This window comes from Pseudoalteromonas rubra, from assembly GCF_000238295.3.
In the GTDB taxonomy this organism is placed as follows: domain Bacteria; phylum Pseudomonadota; class Gammaproteobacteria; order Enterobacterales; family Alteromonadaceae; genus Pseudoalteromonas; species Pseudoalteromonas rubra.
Genome location: NZ_AHCD03000044.1, coordinates 493,399 through 516,540 on the forward strand (window position 1 = coordinate 493,399; position 23,142 = coordinate 516,540).

Below are 23,142 nucleotides of genomic sequence, written 5' to 3' on the forward strand. Positions count from 1 at the left end.
AAAGGCGTAGGAAATTTTAAATAGCCTGGGCTTGTCAGTGTGGTTTTTGTACTAAGCTTGAAAGAGCGGGAAAGACACAACCCAGGATGATTTATGGAAGCGATACAGCAAAGTCGGTTGCAGCAAGACGACCTTACCAAACCCACGATTTTGATTGTCGATGACAGGCCCGAAAACCACAGAGTAGTGAAAAAGATCCTGTCGGATATGAACGCTAATTTTCACTCGGCAGAGTCGGGCCACGAGGTCCTCTCATTGGTATTACGGCATAAGTATGCTGTTATTTTACTTGATGTCATGATGCCCGGCATTGATGGGTTTGAGACGGCCTCTTTGCTGCGTATGAATGACGAAACTAAGCACACACCGATTATATTTATCACCGCGGCAGATCACACTGAAGCGCTGGAATTTAAAGGCTATGAGGTTGGGGCGGTTGATTACCTGTTTAAACCTATTAATGCCCATTCGTTGTACAGTAAAGTACAAGTTTTTCTTGAATTGGATCTGCAAAGAACCAAGCTGCTGCAATCTTTTCATGATATTCAAGAGCTTGAAAACAAAAACCGGTTACTACTCAAATCCATCGGCGAAGGTATTCTAGGCGTCGACGTTCGTGGCAAGATTACTTATACCAATCCCGCCACAGAGAAAATTCTTGGCCAGAACGAAAATACCTTAGTCGGGGCTGATGTTGCGGAGTTTATTTGTTTGTCAACGTCACGGGCGGGTAATGCAAATTGGGAGGGGTGCAAAATTTTTGAGCACTGTGCGAAAGGCTACACCTACCGGGATACATATGGGCTGTTCAAAGATTGTGATAAACGTATGTTTCCTGCTGAGCTTATTGCCACGCCTATCTACGAAAACAAGACCTTGTTTGGTGTGGTCATTGCTTTTCAGGACATCAGTCAAAAACGTAGTATTGAGGAGCAACTGAGTCGCTTGTCTCAGTTTGATACTTTAACGGGATTGGTTAATCGCAGCACTTTTGAGAAACACTTGCAGCAAGCAATTAAACGTAGCCTCAGACATGGCCGGGAGTTCTCACTTCTGCACCTCGACCTGGACCATTTTAAGCAGGTCAATGACCAGTTTGGCCATGAAGTGGGTGATATTTTACTTCAGGAAGTGGGCCACCGCATTGTAAAAACGGTCAGTGATGGTGACATTGTTGCCCGCATTGGCGGTGATGAATTTGTGATTTTACTGGAGAACTTTATAGAACAACATGTCAGGAATGAAGCGGTGCTTGCCGAGCATTTACTCAGCCATTTGTCGGGCGCTTATCTTATTCGCGGGCATGAAATTTACATTGGCCCAAGTATTGGGATTGCGCGTTTTCCGGGCGCCGGGGAAGACAGTGTTAGTGTATTAAGGGCCGTTGAGCTGGCGATGTACCGGGCCAAAAAGCAAGGCGGACAGAATTTTCAGTTTTTCACTGAAGAGCTTCATTTACAGGCACTGGCATCGCTGGAATTAGAGCAAAAGCTACGTGCTGCTATTGAACACCAGGAATTTGCACTGTTTTACCAACCTCAATGGGACATTCTTAATAATCGCGTCAATAAGGTAGAGGCGTTGTTACGCTGGTTTCCTGCGGATGGCAGCAGGCTGGGTCCCGATGTATTTATCCCCAAGCTCGAAGAAATGGGGATGATCAATAAGGTGGGTGAGTGGGTAGTCGAACAGGCGTGTCGTCAGGCGCAAAAATGGCGAGCTGAATACCCTAACCCGCCCTGTATCGCGGTAAATTTATCTATGGATCAGTTGCAGCGAGAGGAGCTGCCCGAGGTGGTATTTTATCTGTTGCAAAAGTATCAGTTACCGGCTAACGCCATAGAGGTGGAAGTAACTGAAGGGATGATGATGCAAAACCCTCAGCAGGCAATCGAAATCCTTAATGCGTTTCAGCGCCTGGGTATCTCCGTCGCGATTGATGATTTTGGAACTGGTTATTCGTCGTTTAGTTATCTCGTGCACCTGCCGATTGATACATTAAAAATTGACCGTGAATTCATCCGTAAATTAGGTGAGGATGATAAATGTGAGATGGTCGTGCGCGCCATCATAAGTTTGGCGCACAACATGCACCTTAAAGTGGTGGCCGAAGGCGTAGAGACAGAGCAACAGTTAGCATTTTTGCTGGAGCAAAAGTGCGACTACATTCAGGGCTATTATTTTGCCAAGCCAGCCTCTGCGGCAGAGGTTCGACTTGAGGTTTGAGCCTGGGTTATCGCAACCAGAGGTAAATGAATTACAATGGCCTGCGACGTAATATAAATGGCCCAGTTAATAGCTCTGATCTGAGGATAATAACCTTGTCCTTCATTGCCAAAGAGCCAAAACTGGCCGATAAGCGCATCTGCAACAGTGGCCAGTATCATACCGAGTGCCAGAATGGTCCTTTGCGTTTTTGCTATACGAGAGCTGATAAGTAAACACAAACCTAACAATGCCGCTTGTGCTATGACTAGGGCATAGCCACCTGTTAATAGCGTGACATACCAGCCACTACCTGGTAAGTGCATATTTAAGTAACTGAATAAGGCTAACAAGGATGTGATTAGCATGGCAATAATAAAGTAAACTACCTGAGTGCCTGAATAGCCCAGCAAACACCAGCATGCGAGAAATAACAACAGATAGCCGGGCATAAAAAACCACACAGAGTCTGCGAGGTAATCGTGTTTAATTACGGCACCATGCTGGAAGTAGTGTTGAGCCAGGTTGAAGTTAACAATGTCGCCTGCCAGGCAAAACAGCAAAGAAAACACCACCAGGTTTGCAACGAGCCGATAACTATGTGCATATTGATGTTGGTTGATTACCTGTCTTATTATTAAGCAATTACACAGTAATAAAATCAGGGTCAATGCTTCAAAACTTAATACCCAGTTGCGTGTTTCTCCTACCACAGACCACACGCCGAGCAGAGTGAAAATGAGGTCGAGCATGGCGAGTGCGATGATTAAGACACTTATTTTAACTGTATGCCAGCGGGCAACCATCCTGAGTCCTTGTTGTTATCTTGGCCTGTTTGTTGAAGGTACAACTTTTAACAGTATTCTCCATGCAAAAGCAATGCTTTTTGTGTAGATTGCCAAGCTTGAGAGGAAATATATGTCACAATTGAAAACCACACTGTCGTTTACTTTTTCGGTCTGTGCGCTTGGCGTCGCACTTTACAGCCACTTTACCCAGTCACCAGCACTCAGTAGCACATCTGATGTTCAATCAGCAGAAAATGCATCGTTGCAAGGTCACAGCGAACAGGTTACGCCTGTCGAGGCAGGCAACTTGGTTCAAAAACAGCAGCATATTGAGCAATTAGAGGAGCAAGTGCGTTATTTACAGGAGCGTGTTCTCGAACTGGAGAATCGTACCTTCTCTGAGTCCTCTTCGCCTGAGGCGCTTGAAGAATCTGTTTTAGCTATCCTGGAGAAAAAGGAGCAGAAAGAACGTGCTGAGCACAGGCAGAGCAATCCGGTTTATGGCTTTTATGAAGACTTGCCTGATGACTATGAGATGCGTTTGAAAACCGATCCTGAGTATGCGGATAAACTGGGCAGACAATTACAGCAAAAAGTGTTGGATGAGAGCCTACCTGTGATTGACCGTTTGTCGGCGATGGGTCAGTTGCAGATGAATATGTATGTGCTGAATCGCACGCAAATGGACACCATGAGTTACGATACGGTGGATGCTGTGATTAAAATTAGCCGCGGGCAGTACGATGATAAACTCAGAGTTCAGGCACTGGATGTCGTTGCACAAACGCCAGTGGTAGACGCGCGTATAGCGCGTTCTTTGCTGGATATTGTTGAAAAAGAAGAAAACGATTACATGAGAGCAACCGCAGCAGAAGGTCTGATGTCGCAATATTATCAGGCGAACGATGAGCAATATCCGGGGCTTAAGCGGCAGCTTGCAAACGATATTCTGAAATTATACGACAATGATATTGATAATCAGGTTTATAACCTGATGCAACGTATGATCGGAGACGAAGACCTGCTGGATCAAATTCGCAAAGATGCCAATAAGTAATCTTGCTGATCAGCAGACTTTAAGCCCTTCCTTTCGGCATACGCATGGTGTCCGGCGTGTCAGCCTCGCGCTTTTAGGAACGTCATGTATGTAATGCACAGTTCATTCCAGTCAACGGATTATTATGCTCGCGCGATGCCCTGGGGCTTTATCAAAAATCTGGTGTCATGGTCATCGATGATCCAAAAAGGTACCGGAAAATAACAGGCGGGGTGTAAATCGTTAAACCGAGATCTCGTTAGCGCAGTTCAATTGAAACAGTGTTTTCACGGCAGGCTTTTTCAGTCAGTTGAGTTTGCCTCATTCAAACAAAGTGACAAATACCGATAATCGTATTTCGTAGTGTATTAATTACATCTATATTTATAGAGTATTTTTTCTGAGAACTCGCGTATTTAGCGCTGTCGCCTGCTGGTATTTAAATAAATTAGGTGGCGGTAAAGAAGGGGTAGCCATGTTGCCGTTGCGGCTTTCCATAAAACATAAAATCACCCTGGGCTTTGGTGGTATTGGTATGTTGCTGGTTATTGCCAGTGCGCTGGCTTATTGGGCACTTTTAGAGATCCAGCGTGCCAATCATAAAGTAACAGACACTGCCCAGCCCATCTTGCATGCTGCCGAGCAGTTCCAGCAACAGCAACTCAGGATAAGTAACCTGGTTTCCAAGGCATACAGTGCGAATGATGAATCCGGTATACAGCAGGTACAGCACGCTTTTAATCAGGCCGAATTGCGTGCGCAGTCGTTGCTCGATGAGTTAGAAATGCGCTCGGCAGATGATCCCGGCGTAGTGCAGCCGCTTCGGGAAGTTGCTAAAATTCGTGCTGAGTTGCGGCAATTTTCAGAAGCTTTGTTCGCCGCACGTCAGGCTCAATTTCGTGCAGCACACACCATTGAGCAAGGCGTAGAGCGGTTTTTTGAACACAGAAACACTGCGGGTACGGCGATGTTGGATATCGAGTTAGTCGAAACAACGGATACCCGGCTGAGAGAGGAAGTAGCGGGGACCGGGATCCGCATTGATGATCTGCTGTTTACGCTGGAAAATAATGTGCAATCTCTCGCGCAACTTGGCCCTGATAGCCTTGCGACGCATCGCGAAGATGTTGGATTCATCGTTGATAACATCAGTGACAACCTAACTTACCTTAAACGCCAGTCAGCCGGACTGCCAATCGAGTCGTTGCTTGAGCAGTTTGAGCCGGCCTGGGAGCACATTGCTCGCCAGTTAAAAGAGCCCGGCACTTTGTATCAGGCACTTGAGCAGCGTCACAGGGGCCAGCAAACCGCTATGGAGAGTTATCGGCGTGCTGAGCAGGCCTTTGCGGACTTGTTCAATCAGATCGATACTATCCAAGGCCAGGCCCAGAACCAGTTTGATTTATATCAGCAGGCATCAGACCAATTGATTGAGCAAGCCCAAAATGCGGCCCTGATACTGGTTTTAGTATTTGCCATATTAGCGGTCTGGATAGCACTGTCGACCAGCCGTGCGATGCTTATCCCGCTTGCAGCGGTAAACAAAATGCTGAGATATATAGCCAGTGGTGATTTTTCCAGACAGATAGTCAAACGTCAGGATGATGAGTTTGGTACTCTGACTGACAACATCAATCAGGTAAAGCAAAGCCTGAGCAGTTTGTTAGAAGAAATAGACACCCAGGTATATGAGCTAAAAGACTTAGCTGGCTCATCCTTAGCTCGCAGCCAAACCCTGACCAGCCGGGCAACGGCGCAGGTTGAGCGGACAGATAATGCGTTGCACATTGCCTCAAATATCGCCAGCAGTGCGGTTGATGTGTCTGAACAGTCTCGAGATGGTGTGTCCGGGCTTAAGCATGCACAGCGACTGAACCAGGAAACGGCCCAGAGTGTTATGCACAATAAGCAAAAGATCATGTCATTAAGCGGCACGATGACCGAATCTGTGGGGGCGATGGAAGGGCTCAGGGCACACAGTGAAGACATAGGAAAAATTTTGGATACGATTGTCGCAATTGCTGAGCAAACGAATTTACTGGCACTAAATGCGGCCATAGAGGCTGCAAGGGCTGGAGAGCAAGGTCGGGGCTTTGCGGTGGTTGCTGATGAAGTCAGACAGTTGGCTATTCGTACACAAAATGCCACGCAGGAGATCAATAAAATGATCGCGGCTCTACAGGCTGATACGCACACGACCGCGGCTCTGATCCAAAATGGGGAGCTGGATGTTCGTGTGTGTGCCCAGCAAAGCGAAGTGCTTGCGAGCAACATGGCCCAGGTCAGTGAAGCCATTGAACAAGCAACCGCATTGAGTGAGCGGGTACTCGACGCGGCAAATCATCAGGCGGCGCACTGTGAGAGTATTGCCGGGCTGATGAAAGATGTTCAGAAAACGGCTGCCCGCAACTCACAGGAAATGGGCTTTATGGCCAAAGACAGCGAGTCACTCAGTGGCTTTGCTGCCAGGCTGACTCAGCTTATCGAGCGTTTTAAGCTCTAGCTTTTTGACTTTAACCGGTACTGTCGATATGGCCCATATCACGTCCGGGATCGAGCTGATTTCGCACCCGACGCTTCAAGATTTTAGCTTCCGGAAAGCCGCCGTCGCGCTCCCGACACCAGATCAGGGTATCGTTATAATAGATTTTAAATACGCCCTTACTGGCCGGAACCAGTGCAACCTCGGCCAACTCATCTGCAAACGTTGACAACAATTCCTGGGCAAGCCAGCCACTGCGAAGCAACCACTGGCATAAAACACAATATTGGATCGCTATTCTGGGCTTACTCATGTTGGTTCCTGATTGTCATCTATGCTGCGTGCATGCTGCACGAACTCGGAATAAATCGAGTCTTTGATCAGTCTGTCGGGTGTAAAGGCATAGTAGTTCTGATAGACGTTTTCGATTGCACCAATGAAATTCACATCATAGTGCCGCTCTATTTCTTCGCGTACAGATAAAGGTGCAGGGAATACTCCAAACCCTTGTTGTCCCAGCGCTTTCATTAATGCACTGTCGTCTACATGACCGGCAACAGATATTTCGATTTTGAGCTCATTGAGCCAATACTGAATAGCGCTGGTGACCGGGCTATTCTTGGCTGGCAGTATGATTGGTGTGTCGGCCAATGCAGCTGGAAAGTTGTCACCGGTTAAGGCCTGATCTTGCTTCATGCCATAAAACCCGATCTGACTCTTACCGATTTCGTGACAGAAAAGTTTGAACGGAGTATCACCATCTAAGGGCTTATCCGCCAATACAAGGTCCAGTTTGTGCGTAGCCATTTGCGCCAGCAGCTCAGCTTGTTGACCGTCAATGCAATGCAGGTTGGAAATACGCTCGTTATCAATCAGGGGGGCCAGCCATTTAGAGACCAGAGACTTAGGCAACGCATCGGAAATACCGACTTTCAGTGTCCGATTGATAGAGGCCAGATCACCTTTGGTGGTTTCCAGCCACTCCTCTGCAATGGCAAACATGTCATCGGCATATTGCTGGGTGAGTTGTCCGTACTCGGTCAGTCGTAACCCTCTGCCTTCTCTTAAAAACAGCTGCTTACCCAGACGCTGTTCCAGACTGGTGATCTGTGCGCTGATGGTTTGTGGTGTCAGATGCAATATCTTGCTGGCCGCGGCAATGCTGCCGTGGCGACTAACCTGCCAAAAGTAGTACAGGTGATTGTAATTTATGTTCGTTATCATTCGTAATATTCGAGGTTTCGCTAAGAATTAATCAGCTTTTTTCTTTTTAAATACATTAGTAGATTAGCCTCATCGACGCAACAATATGAGTTCAATTTCCAGTAATTTGCTGGCTTTGTACAAGAGGTTGATAGCATTATGAAACTAAATTTCAGAGCAACAGGCAAGCGTATTGCGGAGGCGACCAAGTCGCAGCTCGCAAAGTTGGCAACCAACAAGTTTATGCGCTACGCCGCCCATATCCGCAAAGTGCGCATTGATGTGGATGAGCAGCCCTGCCAGCGCCATGGCGTTTTGACTATCTGTAAAGTAGAAGTGTTATTGCCCGGATTACCCAGCGTCTCCGTTCGAGCCAAAGGTAAGAATATGATGCAGGTGATCAAGCGTGCATTGCGTGACAGCGAATTGCTACTGGCACGCCAGTTTAATCAGGTTGCTTAGTTTAGCCCCAAGCGTACTGAAGCAGCCAGCGTTGAAAAGTAGAAAATTTATTCGACCCAAACTGAACGAGATAGGAGGTGGCGTCCAGGTAAGAATATGATTATGCAGTATTTACAGTTATTCCCAAGCACTTGCGGCGGCATGGAGGCCGCGCTTTCCATTCTTCTTCCCAGTTTATCTATTTAACAAGCTTACCTGTTTCTACTACAAATATTGTTGTTTGGCACAAAAATTAGCCAATTAAGAGCAATAATGTACCCAGATTAATTTTCAAACTGATTAAAGTATTAATAAAATGTTTATTGTTGGTGACATTTAGATGGGTTTTTGCTATTTTCAGAGCCTGGTATTGATCAACACTTTTTAGTTTCAAGGACGTAGTGCATGCAGTATATCGATGATACCAGCGCTCAGGACAGCCAACTAGAGAAAAAACATAACTACAAACTCTATTTCCTGCTCATCGCTGGTGTATTTATTTCATTATATTTTGTTGTTCCTCAGATACTTGCCTGGGCAAGTGGAGAGAGTGCCGTGAGAATGGAAAACATTCATGTGGCGGAAGTACGTCGTGGTGAATTTGTGCGGGATATTTCCGTTCAAGGTCGTGTGATAGCGTCACGGCGTCCTACATTATATAGCCCGGCAGAAGGAACAGTGACTTATTTGGTGACTGCCGGAGACTCGGTCGAAATGAGCCAGCCATTGGCGCAGATAGACAGTCCTGAACTGAAAAGCTTACTGGCTCAGGAACACGCAGAGCTAACGCGTCTCAGCACGCAACTGGAACGAGAAAAAATTCAAGCTAAAAAGCAGGATCTTGCTCAAGAGAATTATCTGGGCAAAGCAATCGTAGCGCTGAATGCTGCAAAACGTGAAATGCGCCGCAATGAAGAAGGTAAAAAAAATCAGGTAGTCAGCGATATAGATTACCAAAAAGCCAAAGATGAACTCGAAAACGCACAGCGAGAACATCGCCTGGCAGTTAAAGAGGTGGCTTTGCTGAAGGAAAGTCAGAAGTTCGAGATCCAGACTCGTGCCATTGAATTGCAAGCGCAACAGGTTTTGGTAGACGAATTAAAAAGGCGTGTCGCTTCGCTGGAAATCCGCTCCCCGGTTAACGGCATTGTGGGTAACCTGAACGTCGACCAGAAAAATACAGTGGTGAAAAATCAGCCGCTGCTGAGTGTGGTGGATTTATCCCATTACGAGGTTGAGGTCAATATTCCAGAAAACTATGCTGATGACCTGGCCTTGGGAATGCCTGCTCAAATTACCTTAAATGGTCGCGCTTATGAAGGCGAACTCACCGCAATATCGCCTGAAATAGTGCGAGGTCAGGTGGAAGGTAAGATCCGCTTTAAGGAAGCGGAGATCACCGGTCTGAGACAAAATCAACGCCTAACCAGTCGTATTGTGTTGGAAGAAAAATCAGGCGTTACGTATTTGCCCAGAGGCCAGTTTGTCGATGCATACAGCGGCAAATATGCCTATGTACTGGACGAAGGCAGTGCGGTGAAAAAAGCAATAAGTTTGGGATCAAAAAGTCTTGGTCAGGTAGAGGTCCTGTCGGGACTGGCTGTCGGTGATACGGTCATCATTTCTGATACGCGCATGTTTAATAGTGCAGAACGTGTGCGAGTAGTGCAGTAATTTAATCAACGCGAAGGCGCGATCACAACGATGATCGTGCCAACCCGACGCTATTTTCGGGTATAACAAGGTGGAGGAAGCATGCTGATGAGATATTATTTCAAACTGGCCTGGATAAGCTTCAAACAGACTCCGCTATTAAGTTCCTTAATTGTGGTCACCATAGCGGTCGGTATCGCTGCGACAATGACCACCTACACCATCAATTATATGATGAATCAAGAACCTGTGCCTGGTAAGTCAGACACCTTGTTTTTGGTTCAGCTCAACAGCTGGGGCCCGGAAAAAGCCTATTATAGTCAGGGCGAAGAAGAGCGGGTACCGCCTTATCTTACTTTTCAGGACGCGCAAAATTTATGGCAGGCAGACCGTGCCCAATCACATGTTCCTATTAGTGGCTATCGGGATCAGTTGAAACTGCCCGAGCAACCAGACTCTCGGGCAAAAACAGCATTGGTGCGCTCTACCAGTCGGGACTTCTTTAGTGCCTTTAACGCCCCTATGAAGTTTGGTACTGCCTGGTCTGCTGAAGCTGATAGGCAGGGGGAACGAGTGGCTGTTATCAGTGCTGATGTTAATCAGCGGCTGTTTAATGGTCAAAACTCGATTGGTCAATCTATTACGTTGGGCGCACTGGAGTATCGCGTTATCGGCGTGTTGGACACCTGGCCAATCTTACCGCGCTTTTATGGCGAAGCCATGCATGCTTTTCGTCAGCCCAGAGATGTGTTCATTCCATTTGAAACTCAGGTGCGTAATGCCCTTTGGTCTGCAAACTTACAGCCTTTTGAATGCTGGCGCGATCCGCAAGACAGCTCGTTCGAAGCGCTGTTAGCATCTGAATGTGTCTGGGTTTACTTTTGGGTGGAACTACAAGATGCCAATCAACGTCGTGCTTACGAGGAATTCCTCTATGCCTACGTTCAGGAGCAGCGTGTTTTGGGACGTTTTCAGCGCAAAATTGTCAATAAATTGAGTACGCCAGCTGAGTATCTGACTGAGCGCGAAGCTATTTCTGACGATAACCGGGTGGCACTCGGATTGTCATTGTGTTTTCTTTTGCTGTGTTTATTGAACAGTACCAACCTGATGATGGCAAAGTTTCATGGTAAGGCTGGTGAGATTGGGTTACGCCGTGCAGTGGGGGCGAGCAGACAACAGGTTTTTGTTCAGTTCAGTGTTGAAACTGTGCTGATGGGGATATTTGGCGGTGTGCTGGGATTGGTGCTGGCTCAATTGGGGCTTGCTATCTGCAGTCGGGTATATCAACACTTGAGCAGCGATTTGATGCAAATGGACCTGTATATTTTGGTGTTGACGCCATTGGTGGCGATATCAGCCAGTGTGTTTTTTGGTCTTTTTCCTGTCTTTAGAGCCAGTCGGATAGAACCTGCCAGCCAGCTAAACAGTGTGTGAGGGACAACTTATGCGAGACTTGCTACCCATTCTCAAAACGCTGAATCACAGTCGGATAGCACCTATGCTGTTTGTATTGCAAATTGCCGTCACCTTTATGATTTTGGTGAATGCCGCTTATCTGGCACTGCAAAAGCAAAGCTTATTGTCCCGGCCAAGTGGATTGGATGAGCAAAATACCTTTTTTGTTCTCACCAACTTACCGGGCGATGCCGCTGCCAGAGCCGCGGATATTGAGCAAGACTTGCTCGCTTTGAAAGAGTTATCTGGCGTTATGAATGCGTCTGTCACTTCAGGGGTTCCGCTATCGGGGTGGGGGCGCTTTTTGGAAGTCGCCACTCAGGCCGACGGAGACTACGATACGTTCAGTGGATACTATGGGGGTGATAATGCCCTGCTAGAGACGATGGATCTGACCCTGGTTGCCGGAGAGGGCTTTACACAACCCCCGCTCTATGCAGATACGGACGGGTTTCGCGTCGCGACGGAGATCATCATTACACAGACGCTCGCACAGTCATTGTATCCGGATGACTGGCGTCAGGCAGTAGGCAAGACACTTTATATTGATAAACGGCCTCAGCAGGTGCGTGGTGTGGTGAAAAGTTTGCAGGCCGCCTGGAGCTTTTGGGTGGTCGTAGAGCACAGCGTGTTGGCCCCTGTGATAGAGACCAGTGAATACGTTTATTATCTGGTGCGCAGTGCACCGGGCCAACAGGCTCAGGCGATGGCGAATACGGCGGATTATTTGATGCGCCGACATGGCCGGAAGATTGAAGAATTGATGACTTTTGCTGAAGTCAAACAGCAAAGTTATCAGGCCGAGTACGCGGCGAGCATGACTTTACTCTGGGTTGTTGGCTGTTTGTCCCTGGTGACAGCTCTGGGCATATTTGGCCAGGCGCGTTTTGCTGTTACCCGGCGTCTTCGACAAATTGGCATCCGACGGGCGCTTGGTGCGCAGCAAGGGCAGATTATAGGTTATTTTATGCTAGAAAATGCGTTACTTACTGTGTTTGGCGTAGCGCTTGGTTGTGTCGCGGGGATTGTGCTGAATATGCAGTTAAGTAACTGGTTTGAATTAGCGACTGTGCCCGTTGAATTTTTCGCCCTGGGTGGTGTATGCATGTTGTTATTGGGTCAGGCTGCGACTCTGGCTCCCGCTTGTCGGGCTGCCAAAGTTTCTCCTGCAATAGCAAGTCGCCTGGGTGCGTCCAGATAGACGAGCGTACATGCGACTTGTTATGATAACCCAGAGAACAATAAGTCGTAGTCACTATGTTAAAGCTATCAAATCATGTCGAACTGGCAGCCTGGGAAATTGAACTATCAGCGATCAGAGCGCAAGGTGCGGGTGGACAAAATGTCAACAAGGTATCTTCCGCCATTCATCTGAGGTTCGATATTCAACGCTCAACCTTACCTCCGTTTTACAAAGAGCGATTACTGGCTTTGCAGGATAGCCGCATTAGTAAAGAAGGTGTGATTGTCATTAAAGCGCAGAATTTTCGCACCCAGGAGCAGAACCGCGAAGACGCGCTGGCCAGGCTGAAAGCGCTGATCCTCAGCGCAACGAAAGTAGAAAAAAAACGCCGTGCAACTAAACCTACCCGGAGCTCGCAGCGAAAGCGGCTCGATAGCAAAAATAAACGGGCGCAAACTAAAGCGATGCGCGGTTCTGTTAAGTTTTAATCAACAAGCCTGCTAGGCCACAAGTGGTAACCTGAGCGTAAAGCGAGCGCCACCCAGCTCAGAATCATCAATCTGGCAGTCTGTGTGGTGCCATGACAGTATTTTACTGACAATAGCAAGGCCTAAGCCAAATCCGCCTGTATCCTTGTTGCGACTCTTGTCTAGTCTCGAGAACGGCTGGAAGACCTGCTCACGCTTTGATTCAGGAATACCGGGACCATCATCCTCAACCAGAAACACAGCCATATTGAGTTGTCTGCTCAAGGTGATCCGAATGGTGCTTTGACCATATTTATCAGCGTTCTGTAACAGGTTTTGTATGACCCGGGTTAACTGATGGGGATCGCACTTAACCGGGACATCGCTGGTAATGTTTGTCACCAGTTGCTTGCTGGTCGTGCGGGCGAGTTTGTCGAGTTGGTCCAGTATCAGCGGTGCCAGGTCACATTGCTGCATGTGCAGCTGTTGGTTGGCAAACTCCAGTCGCGCATAGCTGAGCATCTCATCAATCAGTACTTCCATTTCGGTAACGTCTTCTTCCATTGCAGAGACCTGTTCCGGTGCTTTTGGCGCCAGCATTGCCAGGGCAAACTTTAACCGTGCCAGTGGGGTTCTCAGTTCATGGGAGACAGCATTGACCAGCTGTTTCTGGTTGCTCATCAGGCTGGCCGTTTTTAACGCCATTCTTTCAATTTGCTGAGTCAATGTGTATATGGCTGAAAACCTGGATCTGGTGGGTGTCAGGTCGAGCGAGCCTGATGCGAGTTTCTCAGATGTACGCTTGAGTTGTACCAGGTCAATCCAGAGCGGTCTTAACCATATAACCAGTAGCAGGGCTAGCACGGAATATGAGAGCAATTTAATGGTGTACTGCTTCACTTTGGCTGACTTGGCCGGGGCAAATGGACCGAGCTGAACGACAGAGGCACTGTTGTTAACCACAAAAAGCAGCAGGGCGTTACCTTTGTCGTCAAAGGAGGTGATTATCTCGCCTTGTTTAAGTGCCGCCAGTTGTTCGGGTAACCAAGCGACATCTTCGTATGGAAACACGGTCAACTGTGGCTGTGCTTTGAGGTAGGAGTCGAGCTCGTCTTCTTGCAGGTAGGTTAGTGCCTGCTGATAGTTTTTAGCAACCTGAGTTGCGTGACGTAAATCATCGGGCGCTTGCTCCACCCAGTTTCGCCATATCGCCTCACTACCCAGATTAATCGCAATAATACTGGCAAATACCACAATATAGAGGCTGACAAGTAAACGCAGCATCGGGCCTTAGTCCCAGGCTGATTTAGAGCACAAGTATCCTTTACCCCAAACTGTGATTAACCGGTAGGGTTGTTCCAGGTTGTCGTTGAGTTTTTTGCGCAGTCGGGAAATCCTGACATCGACGCTGCGGTCCAGTCCGTCATAGGGTCTGCCAACGACCTGGTTATATATGTGCTCGCGGCTGAGCGTATCACCGGCGTTTCGGGCCAGTTCCCAAAGCAGATCAAACTCATAACTAGTCAGTTCGACTTCCTGTTCACTCAGATAGGCTTTACGCGCGGCTTTATCGATCCGCAGCTGGCCCAGCGTGAGTTGATCCGTACTGTCAGTTTGTTTACCCTGGCGGCGCAAAAGTGCATTGAGCCTGGCAAGTAAAACATAGGGCTCAACTGGCTTGATAACATAGTCATCGGCACCAATTTCAAGACCTCTGACATGGTCAAAGTCACTGTCTTTAGCAGTCAGAAATAGCACTGGCCCTGAGTAGTCTGGCCTGATCCGGCGGCATATTTCGAAGCCATCCAGGTTGGGCAGCATAATATCCAGGATCACCACGTCGGGTTGCTCACTGATGATTTTCTCTGGCGCGAGCGCCCCATCATGTACCAGGGTTACATCATAATTATTACTTTGTAAAAACTGTCCGGTGAGCTGAGCCAGTCTCTCATCATCTTCTACCAGTATGACTTTGGTCATTAGAATAAACTCCAATCTGTTTTAAGTTTCCTGCGATACTTAGTGCTGACAACAGCATTGACTTTGACGGTCTTTTTGGCGAGCGTATTTTGGTGTGTGTCCCGCAAACTAAACTCCATATTTTGTGCCAGTTTGACGGCCAGCTTGGCTGTACCTTTGTTGCTACTCTCCCAGCAATGCAAGCGAGTGTTTGCCTGATACAAGCAAAGGTTTTCCGGTACAGCGTGATGCCAGTTAACCCGTATGGTCATCTGACAGGTTTGTCCTTGTGTTTTTACCATACAGACCAGCGGTTTTATCTCGAACAGCGGGGGAGGCTCTGAGGTGGCTTGCACCGAAAATGTGCACCACATCAATACACCAACCGGTAGACTGTATGAAGCGCAGTTAAAACGCATACAAGCCTCCAATGAAGACTGAAGTTGTATAGCCTTCATCAACAATAGGGCTGTTTGCGATACTTGAGCCAAGCCATTGATGCTTTGCGGTGAACTTAAATTGCCAGCTTTCGCTCAGTTTGTGGTTGTATGCGACGCCGATGTAAGGGTTGAAAGTGCTCTCTACTTCGTAACGAAAGTGGCTGAGTTCGGTGTCTCTTTCAGTAATACCGTAATAATAACTGCCTAACTTTGCGTCTTTATAATCAACGCCCACCTTAAACTGAAGCTGAGCATACTTAGGGTCGCCGAATGGCAGCTTGTAGCTATATCCCACTGAGCCGTGAAACCCTTTATAAATTCCCCTTACATCGTGCAGTAATTTTACTGTCAGCTTTTGTTGTTCAGAGATGTACCAGTGAGCCAATATCCCACTATCGATTGCCCATTTTCGTTTTGCCAGATCGTCAAAAGTTAAAGAAGGCTGTTCAGCCAGTTTTGGGTTTTGCTCTACGTCGGTGACCGGGACTTGTACACTGACTTCATTGGGCGGATTGACGCTGTCTCCCCCGTCTGCACCAGCACCATTGTCCCCAGAATTGACGTTAGTTTGGGGCAGGTTGATTCGTTCACTGATGTCCGGGGAAAGTGTGTTTGAACGTAATAAGGTACCAGGCCGTGAGCGGCTAAAGAAAGCCTGCTCAGAATTGAGCTCAGCAATCCAGCTAACATCAAATGCACGATGGTCAAAAAAGGTGTAACCAATAGCGGTGTTATCGAGAAAAAACCGGTCGCTGTAATAGCGCACATAAGGCAATACAATCAGAGGGGAATGGTCACTATCTTTCAATGGGTTAGTTGCTACACCAGCCCCGAGTGCGACGGAAATCTCCCACTGTGATACTTCAATGCAGTTTTCGGGGTGGGTATCACAGTTGGCCAAAGCCGCACCGCTAAACAACACAGAGCCAATCACAGCTGACAGACGTTTCACTTTTCTCACCCACTCCTTATACAGAACCACTGTACTTTACCAATAAAATTACTAATTACCAGAAAGAGTTACATTAAATAACATTTCAAACCGCAGTAGTAACAGCAACTCTTTGGCATTCGAGTAAGGTTATGTACATACTTAATCCCAAGGAGACAGCCAATGTTATATTCTACCCAGCAAAAGTTTTGTGCTGTAGCGCTTACTTTAGCGCTGCTCAGTGCATGTGGCGGAGGGAGTGACAGCAATACTTCCACCCCGGATCCAGGCAATGGTGGTACACAACCTCCCGACAAAGTCCCTGATTTGTCTACCGGCGAGGCCAGTGCCAAAAAGCTGCGCAAGGCAAATGCGTCAGACTTTTCAACTTACCTTAAAAATGGTGTTTACCTGGTTCAAGGTACGACGGCATACCAGGATAGCGGTGAGGTGGCCGATTCGCCAGTTGCGGATGCTGCAACACCTGAGTATTCGTCCACTAATGTTCAGGAACAAGCGGTTGATGAAAGCGACAGAATTAAATATGACGGCGCACATTTGTATATTGCAAATACAGCGGATTTTCAGACCGCTGAAGGAGAGCACAAACAGTCTGTGCGGATCTTAAAGCGCGAAGAAAGTGGTGAGTTGGAGTCACTCAATACTTTGGTGACCAGTACAGATTATTACGCAAGGCAGCAACTATACCTACAAGAGGGTAGTCTTGCCGTGGTGCTGAGTAATGACAAATTCGGTTTTTTCATTGAGCCAGCTGTAGCATCAGACGTCGTGGATACATCCATGCCCTATTCATACTCGCGTGATTTTGCTGTCACGTTGGCTGATGTCAAAGATCCTTCGCAGGGAAATATCACGCACCAGCTCCGCTTCGACGGCGAATTGATTGATTCTCGTGTTATTGGCGATTCACTTTATCTGATCAGTGAGTTTGCTGCGAGCTTTGACGGATTTGAGCAAGATGGCGAGGATCTGGAATTAGCGAATTATCAAAAAATCACCGAGACAGATATCGCTGAGTTATTGCCTAAAGTGACGGATCTTAAAACTGGTACCGAGCGACCTCTGGTCGACCCGGCGACCTGTTATATGCCAGATGAAGCATCAGAGCTGAATGGTTATCACCGCATTACATCTGTGACTCGTGTGTCACTGAGCGATCCGGGTTCGCTAACAACAACTTGTATCGCCAGTCGCACTGAGGGGATCTATATGTCTCAGAACAATGTGTATCTCTACGGCTATTATTATGAGTCTGAAGAAGTCACATTTAATGACTCGATACAGACAGTGATCCACCAGTTTAACCTGGCAGAAGATGCTGTAAATTATGCAGCTTCGGGCAAAGTGGCTGGGCGCTTAGGTAGTAGTAATCGTAACCTGAGATTTAGTGAGCATGAAGGGGTCTTGCGCGTGGTGACGTCACGCTTTACGGAAGAAATTGGCAGACTGCACAGGCTCTATCTGCTGGAAAATACAGGTGACGACCTGACTGTGATCAGCCAGCTACCAAATGAAACGCGCACCACGCCGATCGGAAAAGTGTCTGAAAATGGTCTGGTCGAAGAAGATATCTATGCAGTGCGCTTTTTCGGTGACAAAGCTTACATCGTAACCTTTCGTCAGATTGATCCTTTGTATGTGCTGGATTTAGCAAACAAAAATGACCCTAAAATCACGGGCGCATTAGAAATACCTGGCTATTCTTCCTATCTCCATCCGGTGTCGGAAGACTTGCTCATCGGCATCGGGCAAAATGTTCAGGACTGGTTTTTGGACGGGCCTTTAGAAGTTGATGATGAAGTCGGCGCCAAAGTGAGCTTGTTTGATGTGAGTGATATTAGTGCGCCGTCATTGGTTGACGAAAAAGTGTTTAATGGCGGGTTTAGCCCGGTTGAATTCGACTATCACGCTTTTAGTTACTTAAAACACAGTGATCAGGTATTCAGAATGACTTTGCCTGTAGAAAGCTGGCTTACAGAGAATGAAAGTGACAACACTGTAAACTGGTATAAGCGTAACGAATTGGCCGCATTTGAAGTACATACAGGCGAAACACCTAAGCTACAGTATATGGGCAGTAGTGTGCCGCAGCAGCAACCCGACGTTGAAGTCTCTCCGTATATCTGGGCTGGTGATGATCGGGGTGTCCTGCATGGCGATCATCTTTACTACGTGCACGGCAATTTTGTTTGGTCTAGCTTGTGGCAAACACCACAGACCACCACCGGACCATTCTGACGTGAGTGATAAAAACGATGTAGCCGGTTTATTTTAGGCCGGCTGCATTGTTGTATTTAGCGTGGTGCAATTAGGCCCAGCTTTTGGTCGTGACACCATTGCCCGCCGATAATGTAGTTGTCTTTAAGTGTGCCTTCATGCTCAAACCCCAGACCGGTTAGTAAGTTAAATGATGCCTCATTGCCTTCGGTGACGGTTGCTGTCAGTTTGTGATAGCCGCATTGATTAAGGGCAAAATCGATAATGGCGCTGGTTGACTCTTTCGCATATCCCTTACCCTGATGTTCCGGGGCTAGCATAAACCCAAGCTCAGCTTGCTGATAGGGTGTCCAGTTGGACAAGAAGCCATGAAGCCCGACTGGATTGCCGGTTTCTCGCTCTTCAATCACCAATGTAAGCCACTCCCCGCTCTCTTTGCGCCAGTTGATGAGTCGACGGTCAAATTGCGCGCGGACTTCTTTTTGATCAGACAAGTCGTTGATAAAGCGCATCACCTGAGGAGTCTGATGCAGGCGCAAAAAGAATGACCAGTCTGAAGGTGTTAATGGCCGCAGTATCAGGCGGGAAGTGGTAATCATGGTGTAGTCCTTTATTATTCGATGTTATTGGGTTTTAAGTAGCTTTTTGATAGTAACAATCTGATTTATGCTGTCCATGTTGTCACCGTGTACACAGAGGGTGTCTGCTTTGAGTGGCAATGCCTGACCACTTGCAGTAGTCACTGTGCCATGAGTCAGCAGCTGTTTTACCTGTGCCAGTAAGTTTGCTTCGTCATGGACCGCATTAGGTTGTGTTCGCGGGCTGAGTTGCCCTTGATCTGTGTAAAGTCTGTCAGCAAAGGCTTCAAATAGTAACTCGACCCCAAATTGTTCAGCAAGGCGTGTATGGTGCGCTTGCTTAGCCGTTGCCAGCAGCATTAGCTCGAGCTTAGTTGGGTACTCGGAGAGCGTTTTGAGTACTTGAAGCAGTATCGCCTCGTCGCGCATCATGTCGTTATAAAGAGCGCCGTGAGGTTTCACATAACGCAACGTCATACCCTGTACTCGGGCCATCCCTTCCAGCGCTGCGATCTGATAATGCAGTGTGTTGCGAAGATCCGTCTCACTCAAGTTCATAGAGCGACGTCCGAACCCTTGCAGATCGGGATAACCAGGATGGGCTCCAATACCGACATGATGTGCTTTGGCCAGTGCGAGTGTGTTTGCCATTACAGTCGGGTCGCCTGCATGGAAGCCGCAGGCAATATTGGCCAGATCAATGTGTGGCATAACATGGCTGTCCAGTCCCATTTTCCAGGCACCGTAGCTTTCGCCCAGATCGCAATTTAGCAGCATAGAATACTCTTATATTGGGTTTTTCCAGACCTTAACATGGATTGCAGCGTCAGGGTTAGGGCTTCACGCCCAATCAAGTTCACGGCTTCTGATCATAGTTACAAAACCAGGCTGGTGTATGTCAGCTGATGACCAGGTTTAAATCAGCTTTGTCGGTAACCAACAGGTGTTGCGGGCTGTTGATAATACATAGATCAGGGGCTGCCCGGGTAATTGCAAGGTGGGCCGTGAGGCTGGTTGTCCAGAAAACGGGGAGTTTATCGCTGGCTACGGGAAGTGGCTCACCAAAGTTTGGTTTATTCAGGTTGGTAATGCCTATTTCGCTTGCTTCACCGAAGTGCAGGGGGATGCCATGTGGTACGCGGCTGACAGAACCTGCCTGAATGGCTTTGATCAGCTCTGCCTTACTCATAGGGCGCATGCAAACCACCTTATTGCCACTAAATGGCCCAACCTGGTTGCTTTCTATGTTGCTGATATACATAGGTAAGGAGTGTGTGGGGTTTGCCAGCGGGCTGGAGATGCCGAAGGAGTTGAGGACGGTATCAAAGGCAAGGTAACTGGCCAGTGCAAAAGTCACCAGATCGTCTCGCCATAGCTGTTTGATATCCGAGACTTCCTCAGTAAGCTGGCCGTGTTTTAGGATCCGATAGCGCGGAATATCGGTACGAATATCAATGTCCTGACCTAACTGGTCGAGATGATAACACCCTGGTGAGATACTGCTCGCTAACAATGGGCAGCAGTCAGCGTTGTGATGACAGTAAGTCATAAACTCAAATGCATAGGCTTCAGGCAGGATCAGAACATTACACTGGGCGAAGCCGGGAACAAAGCCGTTAGTGGGGCCGGAATAGTCTCCGGCCCGAATCATGGCGCGAATAGCGTTAGGTGCAGTGAGTGATGCCTTTGGGTCCATACATGTCCTCATCAGGTAACAGGCTGATTCAACAACATCTCACTCAATATTATAGGCAGCTAAGATTAATCTGCCTGTTTGTCTATGGTAACGGGGAGTGTTCCTTTGGCTTTTTCATGGCCTAATATGACTTTGGCAAGCGCGGTATACGCCGGTCCGCTGACTTCACTGGCGGTTTCAACGTCAACATTATAGGCATAACTTGCCAGTACAGCCTGGCTGTAGGGGGCAAACCGGGTGATTTCATAGGGGGCACGCAAACTGATGAACACGCTTGGTTTGTGCTGAGATTGAGCAAATCGCAATAAATCTTGCAGTGCATCAGGCTGGGCTTTGATTGCCAGAGAAAACTGCGACAAAGTTGCCAGGTCTTCCATTCCGCCAATTTCTACCGCGCTTTGCGCGGGCGTGGCATGGCCGGCAATGACGAAGTCTGCATTTTTAATATCTGCTTCTGCCCGGGCAGGGTCGAATCCTTGTAAACTGGACAGAGTAACCGTGAGCGGATGAGTTGTATGAGCTAACAAGGCTTGCTTCAGAGCAGTGGCTTTTTGCTTGTCCGGCATAATCACATGAATTCGCTGATTTGCTCGGGTTGCCAGTGGTAACAGCTGGTTATTCTTCACTTGTGTTATGGCCGCCAGTGCCAGCTCAGCCTCCACTTTACGATGCTGCGGATTCCCCAGTACAGACTGAGCAATAGCCGAGGACAGCTGACGCTTTGGCGCTAAAAAGCAGGCTTTGAGCGTTTGTATTCTCTGATGCGATGTCCTTAGTTCAGAGATGCTCAGTTGTGCTGTGGCCTGTTGATAAAGCGCATCCATAAATTGTCTGAATGCGCTGATATCCTCTGTGCTGCGTATTGCAAAAGGCATCAGGGCGATGTCTACACCCGCAGCAAAGGTTTCGATGACGGCCTGCTCGGGCTCGAAAAAGTCACTGATCCCGGCCATGTCCAGTGCATCTGTGATGGTGACACCCTGGTAGCCCAGCTCTTCTCTCAGTAAGTCATGCATAATTTTGCGTGACATCGTTGCCGGACGCAGCATTTTTTCATTACGTTTGTTGAGTATGACTGTATTATCCAGCGCTGGGTACTGGATGTGCGCCGTCATAATCATACCCGGTGCGTGTTGTTTGATGATGCTGGCAAACGGCGCAATGTCCTGTAGCTGTATCTGTTTCAGGGGATGATTGACGCGGGGTAAGCCTGTGTGGCTGTCGACATTGGTATCACCATGCCCAGGAAAATGCTTGATGGCAGATATCACCCCCTGTTGCTCAAATGCTTTGACTTGTGCGGCACCCAGTTTTGCCACCATGTGTGGATCTTCGCCAAATGACCTGACATTAATGACCGGGTTATCCGGATTTGCGTTGACATCAACGGTTGGCGCGAAGTTGACATTGATCCCAAGCACGGACAGCTCTTTACCTATGACTGACGCAACCTCCTGTGCATAGCGTGTACCATGCTGAGCGTAGCTGGCTCCTATGCTCATGTTGCCCGTGAAGGAGGTGGCCTCAGTACGATTAATTCTGGCAACCCGACCGCCTTCCTGATCAATGGCGATAAAGGGGGGGTGCTCTGTCGCATGGTGGATCTGTTGCGTCAGTGCGACTATTTGTTCAATTTCCTGTACATTTTCGGCAAACAGGATCACGCCGCCAATCTGATAGTCATGCAGTATCTGCTTGAGCTCCGGTGGCAGGGTAGTCATTGGCTCCCGACATTTTGCCCCTTTGCCTTGTTGACAAAAGTATCGCAAATCGAGCATGAGCTTTTGGCCGATCAGGGTACGTAATTCAGGTGCCGATTGAGCACTATGGCTTGGGGCTGTTAGGGTCATGAGCAAACCTATTAAGAGTATGCGAAACAAGATATTCATCATCAATATGCTAATTTATCTGGCACTCTATCACGCCTCAGCGCTAATATGGAGCCGATTCAGTTCAATATGTTATCGGTTTTTATCAGGTGCAGGTGAACGCACATTGAATGCCGAGACAATAATAAAAAAGGAAGGACGATGAAACACCATACGCTTAACTATGTAGAGTTTGCTGCTTCTGATTTACCGGCGACGCAGGCATTCTTTGAATCGGTTTTTGGTTGGCAATTTCAGTCATATGGTCCGCAGTACGTTGCGTTTAGTGAATCTGGACTGGAGGGGGGCTTTTTCCAAAGCGATGTCTCGGCCAGCCAAGCACAAGGCGCCCCGTTACTGGTGTTGTACAGTGATGATTTAGCACAGACACAGCAAGCCATAGAGCAGGCAGGTGCCACCATCAACAAAGCGATATTTAGCTTTCCCGGTGGCAGGCGGTTTCATTTTATTGAGCCCAGTGGTAATGAACTGGCGGTGTGGAGCGATAAATAAGCC

Annotated in this window: 21 protein-coding genes; 10 read left to right on the forward strand and 11 right to left on the reverse strand. The window is 47.9% G+C overall.

Going from position 1 to position 23,142, the window contains the following annotated elements:
* Positions 1-93: 93 nt before the first annotated feature.
* Positions 94-2,226 (forward strand): EAL domain-containing protein, encoded by a 2,133-nt coding sequence (locus PRUB_RS23025; RefSeq protein WP_010380061.1) that lies wholly within the window; start codon positions 94-96, stop codon positions 2,224-2,226.
* Here the strand turns inward: PRUB_RS23025 and PRUB_RS23030 are convergent.
* Complete coding sequence (locus PRUB_RS23030; RefSeq protein WP_010380063.1) at positions 2,178-3,011, reverse strand: hypothetical protein; 834 nt, start codon at positions 3,009-3,011, stop codon at positions 2,178-2,180. The genes PRUB_RS23025 and PRUB_RS23030 overlap by 49 nt on opposite strands.
* A 112-nt stretch (positions 3,012-3,123) precedes the next feature.
* On the opposite strand from PRUB_RS23030, the gene PRUB_RS23035 reads away from it, so the two are divergent.
* Together PRUB_RS23035 and PRUB_RS23040 are read left to right on the forward strand one after the other, a co-directional pair.
* Positions 3,124-4,050, forward strand: a complete 927-nt coding sequence (locus PRUB_RS23035) for a hypothetical protein (protein WP_010380065.1) — start codon at positions 3,124-3,126, stop codon at positions 4,048-4,050.
* 454 nt (positions 4,051-4,504) lie between these two features.
* The gene (locus PRUB_RS23040) at positions 4,505-6,532 is read left to right on the forward strand and encodes a methyl-accepting chemotaxis protein (RefSeq protein WP_010380067.1); all 2,028 of its coding nucleotides are present in this window, start codon (positions 4,505-4,507) and stop codon (positions 6,530-6,532) included.
* 10 nt (positions 6,533-6,542) lie between these two features.
* On the opposite strand, the gene PRUB_RS23045 is transcribed toward PRUB_RS23040, so the two are convergent.
* Entirely contained in the window at positions 6,543-6,824 is a 282-nt protein-coding gene (locus PRUB_RS23045; RefSeq protein WP_010380068.1) for an Rdx family protein, read from the reverse strand.
* A complete protein-coding gene (gene nhaR / locus PRUB_RS23050; protein WP_010380070.1) occupies positions 6,821-7,735 on the reverse strand; it encodes a transcriptional activator NhaR in 915 nt (304 codons plus the stop codon). The genes PRUB_RS23045 and nhaR overlap by 4 nt, the downstream gene beginning before the upstream one ends.
* A gap of 138 nt (positions 7,736-7,873) precedes the next feature.
* Between nhaR and PRUB_RS23055 the strand changes: the two genes are divergently transcribed.
* From PRUB_RS23055 to arfB, 5 genes are all read left to right on the forward strand, one after another.
* Positions 7,874-8,176: a hypothetical protein gene (locus tag PRUB_RS23055; protein ID WP_010380072.1), complete on the forward strand. Its 303-nt coding sequence runs from the start codon at positions 7,874-7,876 to the stop codon at positions 8,174-8,176.
* A gap of 384 nt (positions 8,177-8,560) precedes the next feature.
* Positions 8,561-9,829, forward strand: coding sequence for an efflux RND transporter periplasmic adaptor subunit (locus PRUB_RS23060; protein WP_010380073.1), 1,269 nt, complete (start codon positions 8,561-8,563; stop codon positions 9,827-9,829).
* 81 nt (positions 9,830-9,910) lie between these two features.
* Positions 9,911-11,245: an ABC transporter permease gene (locus PRUB_RS23065; protein ID WP_010380075.1), complete on the forward strand. Its 1,335-nt coding sequence runs from the start codon at positions 9,911-9,913 to the stop codon at positions 11,243-11,245.
* 10 nt (positions 11,246-11,255) lie between these two features.
* Entirely contained in the window at positions 11,256-12,467 is a 1,212-nt protein-coding gene (locus PRUB_RS23070; RefSeq protein WP_010380076.1) for an ABC transporter permease, read from the forward strand.
* A gap of 56 nt (positions 12,468-12,523) precedes the next feature.
* Positions 12,524-12,937 carry an alternative ribosome rescue aminoacyl-tRNA hydrolase ArfB gene (arfB, locus tag PRUB_RS23075; protein ID WP_010380079.1) on the forward strand — a complete coding sequence of 138 codons (414 nt, stop codon included), beginning with the start codon at positions 12,524-12,526 and terminating at the stop codon, positions 12,935-12,937.
* Between the two features lie 12 nt (positions 12,938-12,949).
* Here arfB and PRUB_RS23080 read toward each other — a convergent pair whose 3' ends face one another.
* From PRUB_RS23080 to PRUB_RS23095, 4 genes are read right to left on the reverse strand one after another with little or no spacing between them, the layout of a single operon-like run.
* The gene (locus tag PRUB_RS23080) at positions 12,950-14,200 is read right to left on the reverse strand and encodes an ATP-binding protein (protein WP_010380081.1); all 1,251 of its coding nucleotides are present in this window, start codon (positions 14,198-14,200) and stop codon (positions 12,950-12,952) included.
* Positions 14,201-14,206: 6 nt separating this feature from the next.
* Positions 14,207-14,896, reverse strand: coding sequence for a response regulator (locus tag PRUB_RS23085; protein WP_010380083.1), 690 nt, complete (start codon positions 14,894-14,896; stop codon positions 14,207-14,209).
* Entirely contained in the window at positions 14,896-15,294 is a 399-nt protein-coding gene (locus PRUB_RS23090) for a DUF3019 domain-containing protein (protein ID WP_010380085.1), read from the reverse strand. Before PRUB_RS23090 ends, PRUB_RS23085 begins: the two co-directional genes overlap by 1 nt.
* Positions 15,284-16,267, reverse strand: a complete 984-nt coding sequence (locus PRUB_RS23095; protein WP_010380089.1) for a MipA/OmpV family protein — start codon at positions 16,265-16,267, stop codon at positions 15,284-15,286. Before PRUB_RS23095 ends, PRUB_RS23090 begins: the two co-directional genes overlap by 11 nt.
* Before the next feature lie 162 nt (positions 16,268-16,429).
* On the opposite strand from PRUB_RS23095, the gene PRUB_RS23100 reads away from it, so the two are divergent.
* Positions 16,430-18,505, forward strand: a complete 2,076-nt coding sequence (locus PRUB_RS23100; RefSeq protein ID WP_010380091.1) for a beta-propeller domain-containing protein — start codon at positions 16,430-16,432, stop codon at positions 18,503-18,505.
* Positions 18,506-18,561: 56 nt separating this feature from the next.
* Here PRUB_RS23100 and PRUB_RS23105 read toward each other — a convergent pair whose 3' ends face one another.
* The 4 genes from PRUB_RS23105 to PRUB_RS23120 all read right to left on the reverse strand — a co-directional run bounded on the left by PRUB_RS23105 (position 18,562) and on the right by PRUB_RS23120 (position 22,608).
* Positions 18,562-19,083 carry a GNAT family N-acetyltransferase gene (locus tag PRUB_RS23105; protein WP_010380093.1) on the reverse strand — a complete coding sequence of 174 codons (522 nt, stop codon included), beginning with the start codon at positions 19,081-19,083 and terminating at the stop codon, positions 18,562-18,564.
* 24 nt (positions 19,084-19,107) lie between these two features.
* On the reverse strand, positions 19,108-19,839 hold the full coding sequence (locus tag PRUB_RS23110) for a 5-oxoprolinase subunit PxpA (protein WP_010380096.1): 732 nt from the start codon (positions 19,837-19,839) through the stop codon (positions 19,108-19,110).
* A gap of 121 nt (positions 19,840-19,960) precedes the next feature.
* Entirely contained in the window at positions 19,961-20,758 is a 798-nt protein-coding gene (locus PRUB_RS23115; RefSeq protein ID WP_010380098.1) for a D-glutamate cyclase family protein, read from the reverse strand.
* Positions 20,759-20,823: 65 nt separating this feature from the next.
* Complete coding sequence (locus tag PRUB_RS23120; RefSeq protein WP_010380099.1) at positions 20,824-22,608, reverse strand: glycoside hydrolase family 3 protein; 1,785 nt, start codon at positions 22,606-22,608, stop codon at positions 20,824-20,826.
* A 180-nt stretch (positions 22,609-22,788) separates the two neighbouring features.
* On the opposite strand from PRUB_RS23120, the gene PRUB_RS23125 reads away from it, so the two are divergent.
* Positions 22,789-23,139 carry a VOC family protein gene (locus PRUB_RS23125; protein WP_010380102.1) on the forward strand — a complete coding sequence of 117 codons (351 nt, stop codon included), beginning with the start codon at positions 22,789-22,791 and terminating at the stop codon, positions 23,137-23,139.
* The last annotated feature ends 3 nt before the right edge of the window (positions 23,140-23,142 follow it).